General features: G+C 35.0%; 15 protein-coding genes and 2 pseudogenes. 7 read left to right on the top strand and 10 right to left on the bottom strand.

Going from position 1 to position 15675, the window contains the following annotated elements; genetic code table 11:
• The first annotated feature begins 24 nt into the window (after window positions 1-24).
• Together AC1B0Z_RS06770 and AC1B0Z_RS06765 are read left to right on the top strand one after the other, a co-directional pair.
• On the top strand, window positions 25-567 hold the full coding sequence (locus AC1B0Z_RS06770; protein WP_483794861.1) for a DUF922 domain-containing protein: 543 nt from the start codon (window positions 25-27) through the stop codon (window positions 565-567).
• A 1-nt stretch (window position 568) separates the two neighbouring features.
• Window positions 569-799 (top strand): DUF3820 family protein, encoded by a 231-nt coding sequence (locus AC1B0Z_RS06765; RefSeq protein WP_483794860.1) that lies wholly within the window; start codon window positions 569-571, stop codon window positions 797-799.
• Window positions 800-821: 22 nt separating this feature from the next.
• Here the strand turns inward: AC1B0Z_RS06765 and AC1B0Z_RS06760 are convergent, their stop codons facing one another.
• A complete protein-coding gene (locus AC1B0Z_RS06760; RefSeq protein ID WP_483794859.1) occupies window positions 822-1697 on the bottom strand; it encodes a hypothetical protein in 876 nt (291 codons plus the stop codon).
• A gap of 149 nt (window positions 1698-1846) precedes the next feature.
• Between AC1B0Z_RS06760 and AC1B0Z_RS06755 the strand changes: the two are divergent.
• The 3 genes and pseudogenes from AC1B0Z_RS06755 to AC1B0Z_RS06745 form a co-directional block, all read left to right on the top strand.
• A pseudogene (locus tag AC1B0Z_RS06755) lies at window positions 1847-2119 on the top strand (DUF4331 family protein); the annotation flags it as partial.
• A 33-nt stretch (window positions 2120-2152) separates the two neighbouring features.
• A pseudogene (locus tag AC1B0Z_RS06750) lies at window positions 2153-3082 on the top strand (DUF4331 family protein).
• Window positions 3083-3157: 75 nt separating this feature from the next.
• On the top strand, window positions 3158-4459 hold the full coding sequence (locus tag AC1B0Z_RS06745; RefSeq protein WP_483794858.1) for a tetratricopeptide repeat protein: 1302 nt from the start codon (window positions 3158-3160) through the stop codon (window positions 4457-4459).
• Between the two features lie 135 nt (window positions 4460-4594).
• On the opposite strand, the gene AC1B0Z_RS06740 is transcribed toward AC1B0Z_RS06745, so the two are convergent.
• The 4 genes from AC1B0Z_RS06740 to AC1B0Z_RS06725 form a co-directional block, all read right to left on the bottom strand.
• Window positions 4595-5578, bottom strand: a complete 984-nt coding sequence (locus AC1B0Z_RS06740; RefSeq protein ID WP_483794857.1) for a hypothetical protein — start codon at window positions 5576-5578, stop codon at window positions 4595-4597.
• 133 nt (window positions 5579-5711) lie between these two features.
• A complete protein-coding gene (locus AC1B0Z_RS06735; protein ID WP_483794856.1) occupies window positions 5712-6515 on the bottom strand; it encodes an anti-sigma factor in 804 nt (267 codons plus the stop codon).
• Window position 6516: 1 nt separating this feature from the next.
• The gene (locus AC1B0Z_RS06730) at window positions 6517-7047 is read right to left on the bottom strand and encodes an RNA polymerase sigma factor (RefSeq protein ID WP_483794855.1); all 531 of its coding nucleotides are present in this window, start codon (window positions 7045-7047) and stop codon (window positions 6517-6519) included.
• 90 nt (window positions 7048-7137) lie between these two features.
• Complete coding sequence (locus AC1B0Z_RS06725) at window positions 7138-7704, bottom strand: superoxide dismutase family protein (RefSeq protein WP_483794854.1); 567 nt, start codon at window positions 7702-7704, stop codon at window positions 7138-7140.
• A 124-nt stretch (window positions 7705-7828) separates the two neighbouring features.
• Between AC1B0Z_RS06725 and hemN the strand changes: the two genes are divergently transcribed.
• The gene (gene hemN, locus AC1B0Z_RS06720; RefSeq protein WP_483794853.1) at window positions 7829-9193 is read left to right on the top strand and encodes an oxygen-independent coproporphyrinogen III oxidase; all 1365 of its coding nucleotides are present in this window, start codon (window positions 7829-7831) and stop codon (window positions 9191-9193) included.
• 100 nt (window positions 9194-9293) lie between these two features.
• The gene (locus AC1B0Z_RS06715) at window positions 9294-10127 is read left to right on the top strand and encodes a universal stress protein (protein ID WP_483795271.1); all 834 of its coding nucleotides are present in this window, start codon (window positions 9294-9296) and stop codon (window positions 10125-10127) included.
• Window positions 10128-10430: 303 nt separating this feature from the next.
• On the opposite strand, the gene AC1B0Z_RS06710 is transcribed toward AC1B0Z_RS06715, so the two are convergent.
• The 5 genes from AC1B0Z_RS06710 to mgtE all read right to left on the bottom strand — a co-directional run bounded on the left by AC1B0Z_RS06710 (window position 10431) and on the right by mgtE (window position 15675).
• Window positions 10431-11516: an alginate lyase family protein gene (locus AC1B0Z_RS06710; RefSeq protein ID WP_483795269.1), complete on the bottom strand. Its 1086-nt coding sequence runs from the start codon at window positions 11514-11516 to the stop codon at window positions 10431-10433.
• Window positions 11517-11719: 203 nt separating this feature from the next.
• Window positions 11720-12607, bottom strand: coding sequence for a VOC family protein (locus AC1B0Z_RS06705; protein ID WP_483794852.1), 888 nt, complete (start codon window positions 12605-12607; stop codon window positions 11720-11722).
• Window positions 12608-13030: 423 nt separating this feature from the next.
• Complete coding sequence (locus tag AC1B0Z_RS06700; protein ID WP_483794851.1) at window positions 13031-13324, bottom strand: hypothetical protein; 294 nt, start codon at window positions 13322-13324, stop codon at window positions 13031-13033.
• A 185-nt stretch (window positions 13325-13509) separates the two neighbouring features.
• A complete protein-coding gene (locus tag AC1B0Z_RS06695) occupies window positions 13510-14190 on the bottom strand; it encodes a hypothetical protein (protein WP_483794850.1) in 681 nt (226 codons plus the stop codon).
• A gap of 201 nt (window positions 14191-14391) precedes the next feature.
• Entirely contained in the window at window positions 14392-15675 is a 1284-nt protein-coding gene (gene mgtE, locus AC1B0Z_RS06690; protein WP_483794849.1) for a magnesium transporter, read from the bottom strand.

Raw genomic sequence — 15675 nt, 5'->3', positions numbered from 1 at the left:
GTTTTGCTATAAACTTTAATCAGCGTGTATAAGATTGTTTTAGTAATGTGTTTGTTGTTGTTTGTTCAAAATAATGATGAACCCGTAATGTCTTGGCAAGAATCCTATCGGTTGACGTGGAATGACTTTAAAGCGAAACCAAAGTATAGTTCAAGTGCTGTTGCAACCACTGCCTCAGGCATTACTTTTGGTTTTTCTATCCGTGAAAGTGATGATCGCGTAATAAGTTTTACTACCGAAATACATGCTCATTTTTACCCAGAACAGTCTTGGTATAAACCTGAAAGTGCAGATAAACACGTATTGGGTCATGAACAACTACATTTTGATATTACCGAATTATATGCCCGAAAGTTTAGAAAGCGTATAAGCCTTTTAAAAACTACAAACGATGTTGCCAAACGTTTAAGGGCCATACATGGAAGTATCAATAAAGAACTTGCTGAGTTTCAAAATAAATATGATACTGAGACAGATTTCTCTAGAAATATTGAAGTCCAGCTGCAATGGGAGGTATTTGTGAAACAGGAATTGAAAAAACTAAATTACTTTAAGTCAGGACATTAATATGCTACCCGATAAACAATTTTTAATTGATCTGGCACATACCAAAATGCCTTATGGCAAATATAAAGACCGCTATCTGATTGATTTACCAGAATACTATGTGGTATGGTACCATGGCAAAGGATTTCCTAAAGGAAAATTGGGCGATATGCTTACCCAAGTTTATGAACTGAAAATTAATGGTTTGGAAGGTTTAGTGCGAGAAATTAAGGAGCGATATCCAAAAAGGTAATTATTTGTTCAGTCGTTAATATTTATTTGGTATCAAATAATATATGCTTAGTCTTTTTTTTAGAGTTGTTTAGTAATTCTTTGGCCAATAATTTAGAGAGAGTTTTTGCTCCTAATTCATTAAGATGTGTATAATCATACATCAAGTTTTTATTAGATTCTAAAAATAGTGTGTCAATAGAATAGCTCATAAATTTTCTATCAATTTTAGTTTTAAAATCCTGAAAACAATAATCAAACTTATTTCGTTCCACAGTATGCTTTAGTTTGTAATGGTAAGGGAATTCAATAAAAGTTATCGCACAATTTTTTTTTCTAAGTTTTTCTATTCCATATAAATACATCTGTTGTTTTTTTTTAAGCGTTTGTTCTGTAATTGTAGAATAGCGTTTAATAAAACTTTCAATAGGTGTATGATGGTTTATTGTATTTAAAGTGGGATACAGATGATGTTTTGTTTTAAAGTATGAAGAAAAAGGTGGTTTTAATCCTTTTTGTATTGTTGATTTAAAACTAGAGATAGGATAGCCTAAACTATATAATTCTCTAAGTACAGAAAAATCTAAAGGGGAAGTGTTCGCTTCAAATTTATTTGGTCTAATTTGAGAATGTTCAGAAATACCCAGAATTATTTTTGAGTTTTCTGGCACCTTTTCTGTAAAAAATAAAAAATCATATATACCAGATCCGTGTCTGGCAGAAGAGTATACTTTTAGGTTTGTTAAACTTGAAAGTAAATTTAAATCCACACCTTGAACTGTTTGGGAATCACCATAAATATAAATTGTATTTAACAATTCCTGCCTTAAAGCGAAGTAGGTGAGTACATTATAGATTCCTGTATAAAAAATAACCGTTGAAAACAAAAAAATGGTAAAACGTGAAAGAAACTTTTTCATGGTTATTCTAAACGTGTAAGATATTTTCTTTTGCGTAAATAACTACATCAAAATTCTAGTTAACAAAATTTTAACAAAACCACTGTTTTTATTTTTCCGTAGGTATAGCTGAGAGTCAAAAAATAACAATAACAAAAATCTCAAAAATCATGAAAAATTTAAAAACAATTTTAGGCGTTGGAATTTTAGCAATAGCTAGTTTCTTCGTAATTGCTGCAGATCATATAGATGCACCTGCAGTAGCTGGCGGTACTAGCGACGTAACCGATTTTTACGCTTTCCAAGGCGAAAACACAGATAATTTAGTATTTGTGGCCAACGTACAAGGGTTAATTAGTCCTGCTAACACCTCTAGCGCTTCATTTAGCGAAAATGTACTGGTAGAGTTTAATATTGATAATACTGGAGACAATGTTGAGGATTTAGTAATTCAAGCTATTCCAAGGGATGGTAAAATGTATTTCTTTGGCCCTGTAGTGCCATCGCAAACAGGGTTAAATAGTATGATACAAACCAATGCAACCGCAGGAGGAGTGGTAGATATTACGGCGTATGGTGCTAGTGCTACTATAGCAACTAACAATGGGATGAGCTTTTTTGCTGGCCCAAGGGACGATCCATTCTTTATGGATTTTGCTCAATACTCCGCAATAATTGGTGGAACTGCTACAGGTTTTAACGACCCAGGAGCCGATACCTTTGCGGGTACTAACGTCATGTCTATTGTAGTAGAAGTGCCAAAATCTATGATTGGTGGTTCTGGAACCATAAACACTTGGGTAGAAACCAAGACAAAATAAATTCAATATTAATCTATTAAGATATAAATCATGAAAAAATTTAAAATATATACACTAGTAATAGCAATTTCATTCTTAGGATTTAATTGTTCTAATAATGATGACGATGTAACGATACCTCAAGGGCCAGATTTTTCTGGAACGTACTCTCAAGAAGATCAAATGGGAAGACCAGCAGTAAATACTGTGTTTGTGTCCTCATCCAGTAAGGATATGTTCAATACAACCATTCCTTCTCAACAAAATGCTGCGTTTCAGAGTATGTTTGAAACGAATTTAACAGCCTTAAGTCCTGCATATGCAAACCCTGGCGATATGAACGCCTTAATGTTGGATGCACCCACATTCACAGGTTTGTTGGCAACCGATGTATTAAATGTTTCTCTAGATGGTAAAACAACATTTTTTGATGGGACTAATGTACTAACGGGTCGTGCTTTGGCAGACGACGTAATTACCGTAGAGCTGTTATTGATTTTTGGCGGCGAAGATTTTACAGAAAATCCTACGCTTTCTGATGATAACGTAGATGCTAATGATAAACCTTTTTTAACCTCATTTCCTTACTTAGCCTCACCATGGTAAAGGGAATTTTCCCCGAGTATGTTGGTTAAGCCATACTCGGGTTTTTAATGTAACACTAACAAAAAACACACCACTATGAAATCTATATACCTTTTAACAAGCATAGCTCTATTATTAATAACTACAGGTTGTAAAAACAATGCTGAAACCCCAAGTATAGTAACCAATGTAGACGATTACAACCATTTTTTAAAAACAGAAAAAAATGAGATTTTGGATGCTGCACAGCAGGATTATAATTTTTGGGAAAAAAAGCTAGAAAAAGAGCCAAATCAGTTTCCTTATTTGGCAAAGGCTGCAGCATCTCAATCTCTTATGTTCAATGAAACAGGAAAAATTACACATTTAATTGAAGCTGAAAAGCATCTTGTTAGGGCTAATAAAGCGACCAACTATAAGAATTCTGGTTACCTGCGCACTTTGGCAAGAAACTACATATCTCAGCATAAATTTAAAGATGGTTTAGAACTGTTGAAAATAGCTGAAACTAATGGAGATAAATTAAAATCTACCCAAAAGATGCTTTTTGATGTGCACTTAGAATTGGGCAATACTAAAGAGGCAAAACAGTATCTAAACAAGATTGAAAATTATAACGATTTTGATTTTTTAATCCGATTGTCCAAATGGAGCGATCATGAAGGAAATCTAGACGACGCTATTTTGTATTTATCAAAGGCAACAGAAAAATCTGAAGCATCTAAAAACAAGAGTTTAATGCAGTGGTCTTATACCAATTTAGCAGATTATTATGGGCATGCAGGAAAAATTCAGAAATCGTATGAGCATTACTTAAAAGCTTTGGAATTAGACCCAACCGATGCTTATGCTAAAAAAGGCATTGCTTGGATAGTGTATTCTCATGAAAAGAATGCAGATGAAGCTCTAAGGATTTTAAATGCAGTAACACAAAATTACAATGCACCTGATTATCATTTATTAAAGGCTGAAATAGCCGAGTATAAAGGTGATAATGCACTTAAAGTATCAGAGTTGCAGAAGTATAAAGTGGCTATTAAGAATAGTTTATACGGGGATATGTATAACAAATACAATGTCATGTTATTTGCTGAAAACCCCGCGCAAACTGCTGAGGCATTAAAAATAGCTAATGAAGAAATTAAAAATAGACCAACAGCACAATCTTACGATTTATTGGCGTGGACATACTATAACCAAGGTGATGTTGCGGATGCATTAGAAGTGATGAGAAACCATGTAGTTGGCAAAACGTTTGAGCCAGAGGCCATGTATCATTTAGCCAAAGTTTATAAAGCTAATGGTAAGGTGGCAGAAGCACAACAGCTTAAGGAAGAATTATTGGAAAGTGCTTTTGAGCTTGGACCAATAATGACACAGCACATTATGAAGATATAACGTTTTTTAAGGGTGAACTTATATTTTGTTTGGAGTTAGCTTGGTGAATAAACCTAAATAGTGGTTGTTTTTAGGTTTTTTGTGAGATGAAAAGCTTCTAATAGTAAGTATTACTATTAGGGGCTTTCATTGTTATTAAAACATTATATCTTCAAACTTTCCCTTTTCTAAAGCCTTATAGTACTTTTTTACTTTTGATGTCATTGGGACATTATTCTTTTCATTACCCATAAATCTTAATAAAATTTTTGCGCCACCTAGTTGAACTTCTCTTACATCTTCTTTTTCACTATATTTTTTGCCTTTTATTGGCCTGCACTCTAAAAACCGGTTATGATTTATTTTTTGATTTAAGCCATAATTGATCATTGCAACTGCATATAGAAATTGTTGATTATTTTCATTTGATAGTGCGTCAAAAAAATCTCCAAATGTTGGAATACCCATACCAATATCCTTGTTCATCCAAAACTTTATAATTTGAACAGCGGATTTAAATTGAGTTCCGTTTGGATATATTGGATTTGAAAAAATATATTGACTCGCATCAAAAATTAAGTTTTCATAATCCGCATAGATGGCATTTTCATCTTGTAGCATTTTTTCAAGAGATTCAGAGAAAGTTTCATTCGAAGAAGATGGAAAAGTCATAGAGGTCCAAAGTCTAGATGAAACTGCTTTGTTGTTGTAGGTTCCAGTTTTAAATTCAACTTTTTTAATTGCTTCGTTAATTGCATTCTTTATACTTTCAGATTTGGGATATGAATTTATTGAAACGTCCGACGTTTTAGCATCCTCATTAACAGTTAGATATAGATAAGCATTTCCTTTAAAGTCAGTATCAGGCGTTATATTCGTGTATATAAGTTTTCTTAGATTTCTTTCTGAACACGCGATTTTTTCCTTCTCAGATAGTCCAGCTAAACAGTCGTTACTAAATGGTAATTCAGATAAAACAGCATAATGGTAAATACCTTTTTTTACTTGTTTAAAAGGCTTTATTGTATATCCTTTTTTTGCATTTTCGTCTGCATCAAGAAAATGTCCTTTCGGTATTTGTCCAATTGAAAAAATAGGAATTAGTAAGAATAGAAGAAAACTTGATTTGTAATTTTTCATTCGTTTAGTTTGATAATTTTTCACATAGTAAGGTGTAATATAAAAGTAATATATATTACTAGCTATTCATCGACGAAATAGGCTGTATCATTTTTTTCGATTGTTTCGGTAAGAAAAAATGATATGAAGAAAATTAACTCACTGCAACAACCCCTAAAGTATAAAGAAATTCCATGGTTGGCGTTTCGCTTCCGCCGGCAGGTTCTAAAGTTATACCAAAGGCTTCACTTTCGTTGCTGTTTTCAATTTCAAATATTTTATTACTATCTGAAATAAAGTTATCGATAGTACCTAGGCTGGTAGGTGTAAGCGGACTTAACTTTAATGACCATACTTGGTATACTTTACCCTCAGGTGGCTCGGGAAGCCCTTGTGCATCCAAGAAGATGCGTTTTTCATTTTTATCCCAATACACTTTAGCATAGGTGTTTGCAAAATTACCTTGTCCCGCAAGTGGAATTCTGGCAATATTATCGTCTCTTAAAACAGTGATAAGCGTATTTGCTTCTGCAAGACTGTTTTTAGAGTTTTCTATTTGGGTTTCAAGCAAAGATTGTTGCGTTTCAGCTACTTGAATGTCAGTTTGCAATTGCTTGTTTTGGTTTACCGTCCACAACAAACCAAAAGCAAGTACTATGGATGCAGCCCAACCTGTATAGGTTATCCAATTGTATTTTGGTTTTACAAGGGATACTACATCTGTGTCATTGCCTTCAAAACCAAGTTCTTTCTTAACATTTTCTAAAATGTGCAGATTATTACGTTGTGAAGTAGAACTTGTGAGTTTCACAACAGCAGCTTCTATTTCGAGAACTTCTTGTAAAATTTCAGGATGTTTTTGCATAAGAGCATATACCTCGTCATTTTCCTTTTCAGAAAGTGCTCCAGCTACATAGAGTTCTAAAACTCCCGATGCTATGTATGCGTTTATATCCATTCTAATTTAATACCATGTTTCTTAGCTCTTGAATGCAATTTCTATTTCTAGTTTTTACAGTACCAATTGGCATATCAAGGGCTTCAGATGCTTCACTTTGTGTATAGCCTTTAAAGTATAATAATTCTATAATGTCTTTACATTTTTGCTTTAGCTTGCTCACAAAATTCTTCACGCCAATGGCATCGGTCTTATTGTCCAAATTATCATTGGCTTCAATTATATCTACGAAAGAATCTGAACTTAGGTTTTGTTTAGAACTTTTAAAAGCTTTGGAGCGAATTTTATCAATAGCCGCATTGCGCGAAATATTTAAAATCCAGGTAAAAAATCGTCCTTTTTCTTTGGAATAGCTATCTGCTTTATGCCATATTTTTATAAACACATCTTGCATCACTTCTTCAGCAATACCATGATCTCTTACAATATTGAAGATAACCCCATGCATACTATCGGAATACATGGCGTATAGTTTTTCAAAAGCTTTTTCGTCTTTTGCTTGAAATTTTTCAATAAGTATGTCTAAATCCATTCACAGCAATATATGAAGCCGAAAATAACGAATAATATGCAAAAAGCTATCATTACGATAGCTTTTAAAAAAAGTATTTTTAATGAAACTTTATTCTATAATTCCCGCACAACTCACTCTAGCTCCCGCTGCTCCAGAAGGTTGCGATGTAAAATCATCTGCTCCAGCATGCACAATTACAGCTTTACCTAAAATATCTTTGGTACTGTCTCCGCAGCCAATGCACCACTCATCTGTGGTCATTGAAATGGTGCCGTTTCCGTTTTCATCTGCAGTAAAGTTTCCAATATCTCCTTTGTGATATCCTGTTGCATCACCCCATTTTCCGTGTGGCTTGCCTGTTGGATTCCAGTGGCCACCGGCTGATTTTCCATCAGCTGAAGTACAATCTGCTGTTTGATGAATATGTATGGCATGTTCACCACTTGTCAATCCGCTTATAATTGCCGTCATGGTAACACTGCCGTCTTCTTCTTTAAAAACAACATTACCACTTGTATTCGAATCGCTTTTAGCATTAAGAGCTATTTTAACTTTTTTTGCTTTGGTAACTTCGGTAGTTACAGTTTCTTCTTCAACTTTTACTTCTTCTTTTTTCTTTTTACAAGCTGTTAATGATATGGCTGCAGCAAATAATAGAATCGTAATTTTTCTCATGACATCAGTATTTTTTATCTGTCCGAAGTTACTATTTAATTGAACAAAATGCAAGAAATCAGTATGACATAAATCATGTTTTTTTATTTTTCATTCCTCTAATTTTGATTTATAATAATCAGGTATGTCAACATCATTAGTAAATAAGTATAACATAGCAGGTCCACGTTATACAAGTTATCCCACAGTACCATATTGGGATAACGCAACATTTTCTGTTGGAAAATGGAAAACATCTATAACAAACTCATTTAACGAAAGCAATACTAAAGAAGGTATAAGTTTGTACATTCATCTACCATTCTGCGAGAGTTTGTGCACATTTTGTGGCTGTAATAAGCGTATTACAAAACAACACACTGTAGAATTGCCATATATAAAAGCTGTTTTAAAAGAATGGCATTTGTATTTGGAATTATTTGATGAGAAACCTTTAATAAAAGAGTTGCACCTTGGTGGTGGCACACCAACCTTTTTTAGTCCCGAAAATTTAAAGTTTTTAATTTCTGAAATAGTAAACACTTCAGAATTAGCTTTAAATTATGAATTTAGCTTTGAAGGACATCCCAATAATACAACCCGCGAGCATTTGCAGGCGTTATATGATGTTGGTTTTAGACGCGTAAGTTATGGTGTACAGGATTATAACGAAACTGTACAAAAGGCCATACACCGAATTCAACCTTTTGAAAATGTACAAACAGCCACCCAAATGGCTAGGGATATTGGTTACACTTCAGTTGGTCATGATATTATTTTTGGACTACCCTTTCAAACATTAGCGCATGTTAAGGATACCATTTTAAAAACAAAATCCTTACTTCCAGATCGTTTAGCATTTTATAGTTACGCGCATGTACCATGGATAAAAGGCAATGGCCAACGCGGATTTCAAGATAGCGATTTACCAAGTGCAGGTTTAAAAAGAGCGCAATACGAACTGGGTAAAGCATTATTGGCAGAGGTAGGTTATGAAGAAATTGGAATGGATCATTTTGCGCTTAAAACAGATACCTTGTACCATTCTATGGAAAACGGCAAACTACATAGGAATTTTATGGGCTATACAGCCTCTAAAACTCAAGCTATGATTGGTTTAGGGGTGTCTTCCATTAGTGATTCTTGGTATGGTTTTGCACAAAATGTAAAAGATATTAAATCCTATTACGAAATTTTAAAAACTAATGCATTACCCGTATTTAGAGGTCATATCTTAAATAAAGAGGATTTAATTGTGAGACAGCATATTTTAAATTTAATGTGTCGTTTTAAAACTGCGTGGACAAAAGATAACCTCTATTTCAGGGAGTTGCCAGATGCATTAATTCAACTTAAGGAAATGGAAACTGATGGCTTAATAGAAATACATACTAATAGTATAATTATTACTGAAAAAGGTAAACCTTTTGTGCGTAATGTTTGTATGGCTTTTGATGTATTATTAAAACGAAAACAACCCGATACGCAGTTGTTTTCGATGACGGTTTAGCGAAACCTCCCAAATTTATCGTTAATCTTTATAGCTTAATTAATTTTTGAGCTTTCACCTATGGTTAGGTTAGATATTAATCACTTTAAAATCAATTATGATGAAAAAAATTATTGTACCTATAGATTTTTCAGATCATTCAGAGTATGCCCTTAAAACCGCAGCTAAATTGGCTAAAAAATACGATGGGGAAGTACTGGCGTTGCACATGCTAGAAATGTCGGATATTATGCTTTCAGCATCAGATGGTTTGCAAAATGAAAAAACAGTGTACTTTTTTAAGCTGGCTGAAAAGAAGTTTAACAAGTTTTTAGAAAAAGATTTTTTGAATGGTGTAAAAGTAACGCCATTGGTTAAGCATTTCAAGATATTTAGTGAAGTAAACGATGTAGCCATCGAAAACAATGCAGATTTAATAATAATGGGCTCCCACGGTACATCAGGACTTGTGGAGTATTTTGTAGGCTCTAATACCGAGCGTGTGGTGCGGCATGCAGACATCCCCGTTTTAGTGGTTAAGAAAGACCTGCCAAATATTCAATTTGACGTTGTCGCCTTTGCCAGTGATTTTTCTGAAGAAGGTATTTCGGCATACCTCAAGGCAAAACAACTATTTGAGAAAATAGGTTCAAAACTGTATTTAGTGCATGTTAATTTACCAAACGACCGTTTTAAAAGCTCTTTAGAAATTGAACGCAGCGTGGTAAATTTCTTTACAAAAGCAGATAGAAATTTAGATAAGATGGAAGATGTATGCTACGTTGCCGATTATACCGTGGAAGACGGGTTACTAAACTGCGCCAATAAAATAGGCGCAGATCTTATTGCTATACCAACACACGGGAGAAAAGGCTTATCTCATTTCTTTGAAGGTAGCATTGGCGAAGACGTGGCAAACCATGCAACGTTGCCGGTAATGACGTTTAAGATTTAGTTTAAACTTAATTATTTAAGCGTTACCACGCCCGAGGCATTGTCGGGTTTGCCTGCCGGCAAGCAGGCTTTCGGCAGTCGCTCTCTGCGAGGAGTTTCAATCACGTCATGGCATGACCTCAATCCCTGCCTCCCGGCAGGTAGACCTAAGCGGGCATATCTGCTAGCTTATGTTTATTAAATTAACGTTGTTCTATTTTTGCGAGTTCTATTATCGGAGTACAAGTATAAGTAGAAGCGCATTTAAATAGCTAATTTTTCATTAGAAGGATGAACCAAAATATTGATAAACTAATTTTATTCATCAAAATGGGAGTTTAGGGTGCGTTAGCTGAAAGCTTGATTCCCTAAAACTAGGGAATTGCGAAAAAATCGCTTCGTATTCTTCATCTTGATATCCTAGGCTCGCCATACGAAATGCAGGCGCAAGAATCTCTGGTAAATAAGGAACTACCTGCTTGTAATGCCAAACCCTGGGAGGTGAACCTTCGGGTACGGCCTCCACATAAGGCCGAAGGAATTCCAATGCTCGCTTTATGCTGCGCCCATCTTCCGTCTCGTAGGTCCACAAGTCTACCCCAACCCATTCACCAAGAGTTGCTAACTCGGTAAGTCCCGTCAAATTCATTTCGGAGTAATTAAACGACTTTGTGCGTCGCAGTTCCATGGGTTGGGCGCCATCTGGTTCTATTTGTTTTGCAATACGGTTTTCTTTTACCGACTCTAGTCTCTCACGAGCTAGGTCCTGCTGGCCTAAAGCGAGCGCTAAACGCACCACTCTTACATCGAACATAGTACCGTGATTCTGTCTCATCTGCACCTCTTCACGACCATATTCGCTATTCATAAACCAATCTAAAAAGTCTGATATCCAAACCTCCAGTGCTTCCCTATCATCTTCACTCCAATGTTCCGATCCATCTAATAGTCCTGCGGCATCCACTGCTCTCACTACGCCACCTGCTTCAATCATTCCGATATATCTGCCTTGGTTTCTGCCAGGTACAGCCTGCGCATATTTTAAGTGCGGGTTCATTCGCGTTGCGGAATCGATAAACCATACCCGCAGGCAGCGAGCCGCATGTGCGGCGTAGGACTCCTTTCCAGAAAGATAATAAGCCAGGGCAAGTGCTTTTACAAGGTGACCTATTTCTTGACCACGGGAGTAGTCAGCCAAATCGGGGTTTCGGGATTCCGGATTGATGATACCATCTTTTGGTAAGTAGGGCAGACCGTCAGACTTTGAAGGATCGGGCCAAAGATAGGGCGCTTGAGTGTAGTAGTCGTTTAGATTCCCAGTAACAGGATGTCGTTTTTTGTCGGTTACCGTTGGAGGTTTTATTTTTAAAGCTTCATCAGCAGCCTGTAACAGTGCTTTGTATGCAGGCATAAGCGAGGTTTCACCTTGGGCAATTCTTTGCTTCACGCTTGGTAAGGCTCCGCGTCTAGCACCGAAGAAACGAGGATTATCTTTTCCAGTCGAAATAGTAGCTGCTGCGTCTTGAGCAAAAGCCGATTGCGAAAGAACCAATGGCCCCATCACTAAAAATAGGATACCTAGCCAAGGTAAACGCGATGGTATTAGTATATTCATCATTTGGTTACAGCTTCTTTTGATTCCATTAATTCACAACGCGTACCATCAAGGTCGTGTACATTACATACCCAACGGTTGTTACGGGCAATCAAGGGCTCGTAACGTTCAAGATCGGGCAATGCGTTAAAGAGCATATCACGATGCGCCTTTCGGATATCATCAGTTAAAAGGCACATATGATGCATTGTACCCATTTGATTTCGAGTTAGCTCCATATCGTTTACGAGAATATATTCAATGTAATCGCCTCTGTCTCCTGGCACCTGCATATTCACCCAAGCATCTGGACCTCCCTCCGCGCGTGATCCGCGCCAAATCTCTTGAAAGCCTAGAGCGTCTCGGTAAAGTGCATTGGCCGCTTGCTCGTCTCTAATAGTTAGGCCAACATGCAGTAAACGATCGGAAACCCGCCTGGATCCTAAATGTTTGCCACGTGCTAGCATCTGCTTTGAATTGAGAGTATATTCTACAAAAATGAGATTATGTCCGTTAGGATCTGAGATAACGGTAGCCAAGGTTCCGTCTGGCTTTTTTTCGACGGGCGTTGGATTGAGCCCTCTTTCTCGGAGCATATCCATAGTAGTTTCGATGTCTGAAACCTGAAATGCAACTTCTACTAATCGATTGTCGTCTGTCCCATCTGGTATGGAGACCAACTTCACGAACTGGTCGTCGTTTATTTTCAAATACCAAGCCTCCTGATCCTGGTAAGCTGCAAATGCGAATTCAAAACCATAGAAAGCTGTATAGAAGGCTCGTGATTGCTCTAAACTTGATACTTGAAAGGCCACATGGGCTATTCCTAGAATAGGAAGTGTTTTTCTAACTTTCACTCCCATGGAAAGAAAAGATAGTACGAGGATTAAAATGACAGCTTTCTTCATTCTTTTTCGTTTTTATTCAGATTAAAAAGTTACGATAATTAAAATTAAATGTAGTACAATATTTAAATCTGTAGTAATGATTTAATTATTTCTGTTCACTTTCCTGTTTTTTATAAAATGTGATCAGGACAAATATTAGATTGTGATATTAAGAGCGTCAATTGTTGCTAACTCTTACCGATATATGTTGTTTTATCAAGTTATACCTCAAGATAAACCCAATTATTCCCTTTTTCTGAAAAAAATCTAGGCGTGCTTTAATTTGGAAAACATTTTTTTAAAAGGTTTATCGGTTTGTATATGGAAAGTAGCATGTTTAAGTGAGCTAGTTTTCGGTATAGAAACAAAAATAGCAGAAAAGAAATAAACTTTTGATTTTGCTCTTAACTGCTATTTTTTATCTACCATCTTGTAGGCAGTATTTTATTCCCATTTATTAAAAGTCAAAATTTTATTGTTATTACATATTGTGTTTTCATTATAAACAATTAATGTCTGTTCATGTTTCCATTCTTTATCACAGTCAAAAATAATTTTTAATCTGTTATTTTTTATTTCATATTTATTTAATCTCATTTTATCAAAGTCTTTTTCAGTAAACTTGACTGAAATTAGTTTGTCATATTTTGTACCAAAAAGAAAATATCCATTGTCAAGAAATTTATAAGCATTATGACAGAAACCATTTCTTAAATTTCCTCCTGCAAAAGTCTTCATAATATTTTGGTTTATCAAGGTAATATCCATTGGTTTTAAGCATAATATAAACCGTTTTGTTGCACTATCAAAAATATATCATTTTGAAATAAAGCTACTGGCAGGCTTCAAAATTTAGAAGAAAAAAGATTTGTACAAAAATAAAAGCTCCTTAAATGGAGCTTTTGAATCAAATTTTGCGTTTTTTATGGCCTTGTGTAACCATTACTGTTTTTGGCAAAAGTTGTTTTTTGATTTTTCAATAAATCAATAATTTCTAAAATATAATATTCTCCCTTTTGAACATAATAATTACCATGTTTATCAATTAAAACATAACTGTCACAAGGATAATTTAGAGGTAGAAAAGTTTTTTCTATTGTGCCAAACTTATCGCTAACCCAATTAATCTTTTTACCATAACTTTTGGTTCCTTTAGATGATTTATACATAAAAAATTGACTAATACTGTCCAATTCCTTCAATTTTCTTGTATAGTTTTTATAAAGCCCTCTAACATAGGATTTATTCCCAGTAGAATTACATTTGTCAAATCCGTGATAGTAATTAATGGCAATTATATTATTGTCTGGAATTGTATCTCCAGAAATTTTGGTAATATAATATTTTATAGAATCAAGTTTCTTTTTAGAAATTTTCCCTTTTTGAATTCGTTTAACTTTAACATTTAGAATCAAGGTATCTAAATCAAATCGAAAATTATAATATACAAATCCTGCGATATTTATTTCATATGGCTTTTTAGAAATGCGTATGAGTTCTTTATTGTCAATTTGGTTTTCATTTATAAAAACCTCTTGTTTCTGAGCTAGAATTTGAACAGAAAGTAGTAAAAAGAGCACTATAATAAATAATTTTATTTTCATCAATTATTTCAATTATTTACAATGGTTAGATATGGTCACGTTTTAATGGACTATATCGTTCGATAAACGAAATTATCAATTTTTTCTGACAAAATCAAGTAGCGGTGCAAAATAAAAGGAACCCAAACCCCTCAGTTGGTTGGGCCTTCTGGAATTGTTAATATGTGTAATAAAAGATATGGGTTTATATGTTGTTGATAATTAAGAAATACCAAAGGTAGATGATAATGCTGATGCTAAACCCAAAAAACTAAGAAATCCGCAAATATCTGTTACCGTAGTTAATATAATGGAAGAGGATGTTGCTGGATCTTGTCCTATTGCTTTCAATCCAATTGGGATAATGGCACCAGAAAATCCAGCAATAACCATGGATAATATCATTGATATTCCAATTACTATGGCTATACCGAGAGAGTCTGCCCAAAAAAATACTACAATTCCAGTTGTTAGCGCAACCGCTACACCATTTATAAAACCTACTGCAAGTTCTTTTTTTGCAACGCGCATCCATTGTCCAATCCTAATTTCTCTCAATGCCAAACCTCTTATGGTAACAGCCAATGCTTGTGAGCCTGTATTACCAGATTGTCCAGCAACCACGGGAAGAAATACGGCTAAAATGGTAATTTTAGCGATGGTATCCTCAAAAAGGCCAACAACCATTGAAGCAAGAAAAGCGGTAACCAAATTAATTTGTAACCAAGGTAGTCTCTTACTTACTGCAAAAGTTGCCTTAGAAAGTGCATGCTCCTCTTTGCCAGCACCAAACATTGTTTGTAAATCGTCACTTGCTTCTTCACGAGATGCTGAAATAAGACTATCGTTTCTAATAACACCCAATAAATGATTATTTATATCAACAACGGGTAGTTGCAATAGCGCATGTAATTCTATAGTTTCTAAAACCTCCTCTCTGGTTGCCATCGCTTGAACGCTATACGCTTCATACATTAGCTCGTCCAGTTTTGTTTCTGGATCTGCAATCGCTAGGTAATTTACTGGTACTCTTCCAGTAAGCTTTCTTTCTTCATTTACTATGTAAACCGTTAGAATTCGTTTATTCCCTATTTTGCGTAATTTCTCTAGCGCAAGAGCTACTTTATCTTTTTTTGAAAACGTTACCAAAAGCGTCTCCATAAGGAAGCCAGCGGTGTTCTCATCATACGCTAAGAATTCTTTAATTTCACGAGATCGTATTTTGGGAAGTAATTCAAGTCTCCTGGTAACATCATCTCTATTTAAATTGGACAGTATTCGTGCCGACCTATGCGTATCCGCTTGAGAAAAAATATTAATAAATAAATCGTCATTTATCAACGGGAAAATATCCACAATAGCGTAATGGCATAGTTCAAAAAATATATTTTGAGCTTCTGTAGGAGTGGAGTTTTCAAGAAAAGATATGATGTCTTTTATGTTTCCTTTTTCTAATTCGTAGGCTATCTCTTTATAAGATTTTATCGGAAATTCTTGGTGTAACAT

The sequence above is a fragment of the Hyunsoonleella sp. J2K-J805 genome, from assembly GCF_057167125.1.
This window is presented reverse-complemented; position numbering and strand designations above follow the sequence as displayed.

Coding starts and splice junctions, on each gene's coding strand:
- AC1B0Z_RS06765 (WP_483794860.1), top strand. CDS start 569: ATGCTACCCGATAAACAATTTTTAATTGATCTGGCACATACCAAAATG.
- AC1B0Z_RS06760 (WP_483794859.1), bottom strand. CDS start 1,697: ATGAAAAAGTTTCTTTCACGTTTTACCATTTTTTTGTTTTCAACGGTT.
- AC1B0Z_RS06745 (WP_483794858.1), top strand. CDS start 3,158: ATGAAATCTATATACCTTTTAACAAGCATAGCTCTATTATTAATAACT.
- AC1B0Z_RS06740 (WP_483794857.1), bottom strand. CDS start 5,578: ATGAAAAATTACAAATCAAGTTTTCTTCTATTCTTACTAATTCCTATT.
- AC1B0Z_RS06735 (WP_483794856.1), bottom strand. CDS start 6,515: ATGGATATAAACGCATACATAGCATCGGGAGTTTTAGAACTCTATGTA.
- AC1B0Z_RS06730 (WP_483794855.1), bottom strand. CDS start 7,047: ATGGATTTAGACATACTTATTGAAAAATTTCAAGCAAAAGACGAAAAA.
- AC1B0Z_RS06725 (WP_483794854.1), bottom strand. CDS start 7,704: ATGAGAAAAATTACGATTCTATTATTTGCTGCAGCCATATCATTAACA.
- hemN (WP_483794853.1), top strand. CDS start 7,829: ATGTCAACATCATTAGTAAATAAGTATAACATAGCAGGTCCACGTTAT.
- AC1B0Z_RS06715 (WP_483795271.1), top strand. CDS start 9,294: ATGAAAAAAATTATTGTACCTATAGATTTTTCAGATCATTCAGAGTAT.
- AC1B0Z_RS06710 (WP_483795269.1), bottom strand. CDS start 11,516: ATGCCTGCATACAAAGCACTGTTACAGGCTGCTGATGAAGCTTTAAAA.
- AC1B0Z_RS06705 (WP_483794852.1), bottom strand. CDS start 12,607: ATGAAGAAAGCTGTCATTTTAATCCTCGTACTATCTTTTCTTTCCATG.
- AC1B0Z_RS06700 (WP_483794851.1), bottom strand. CDS start 13,324: ATGAAGACTTTTGCAGGAGGAAATTTAAGAAATGGTTTCTGTCATAAT.
- AC1B0Z_RS06695 (WP_483794850.1), bottom strand. CDS start 14,190: ATGAAAATAAAATTATTTATTATAGTGCTCTTTTTACTACTTTCTGTT.
- mgtE (WP_483794849.1), bottom strand. CDS start 15,675: ATGTTACACCAAGAATTTCCGATAAAATCTTATAAAGAGATAGCCTAC.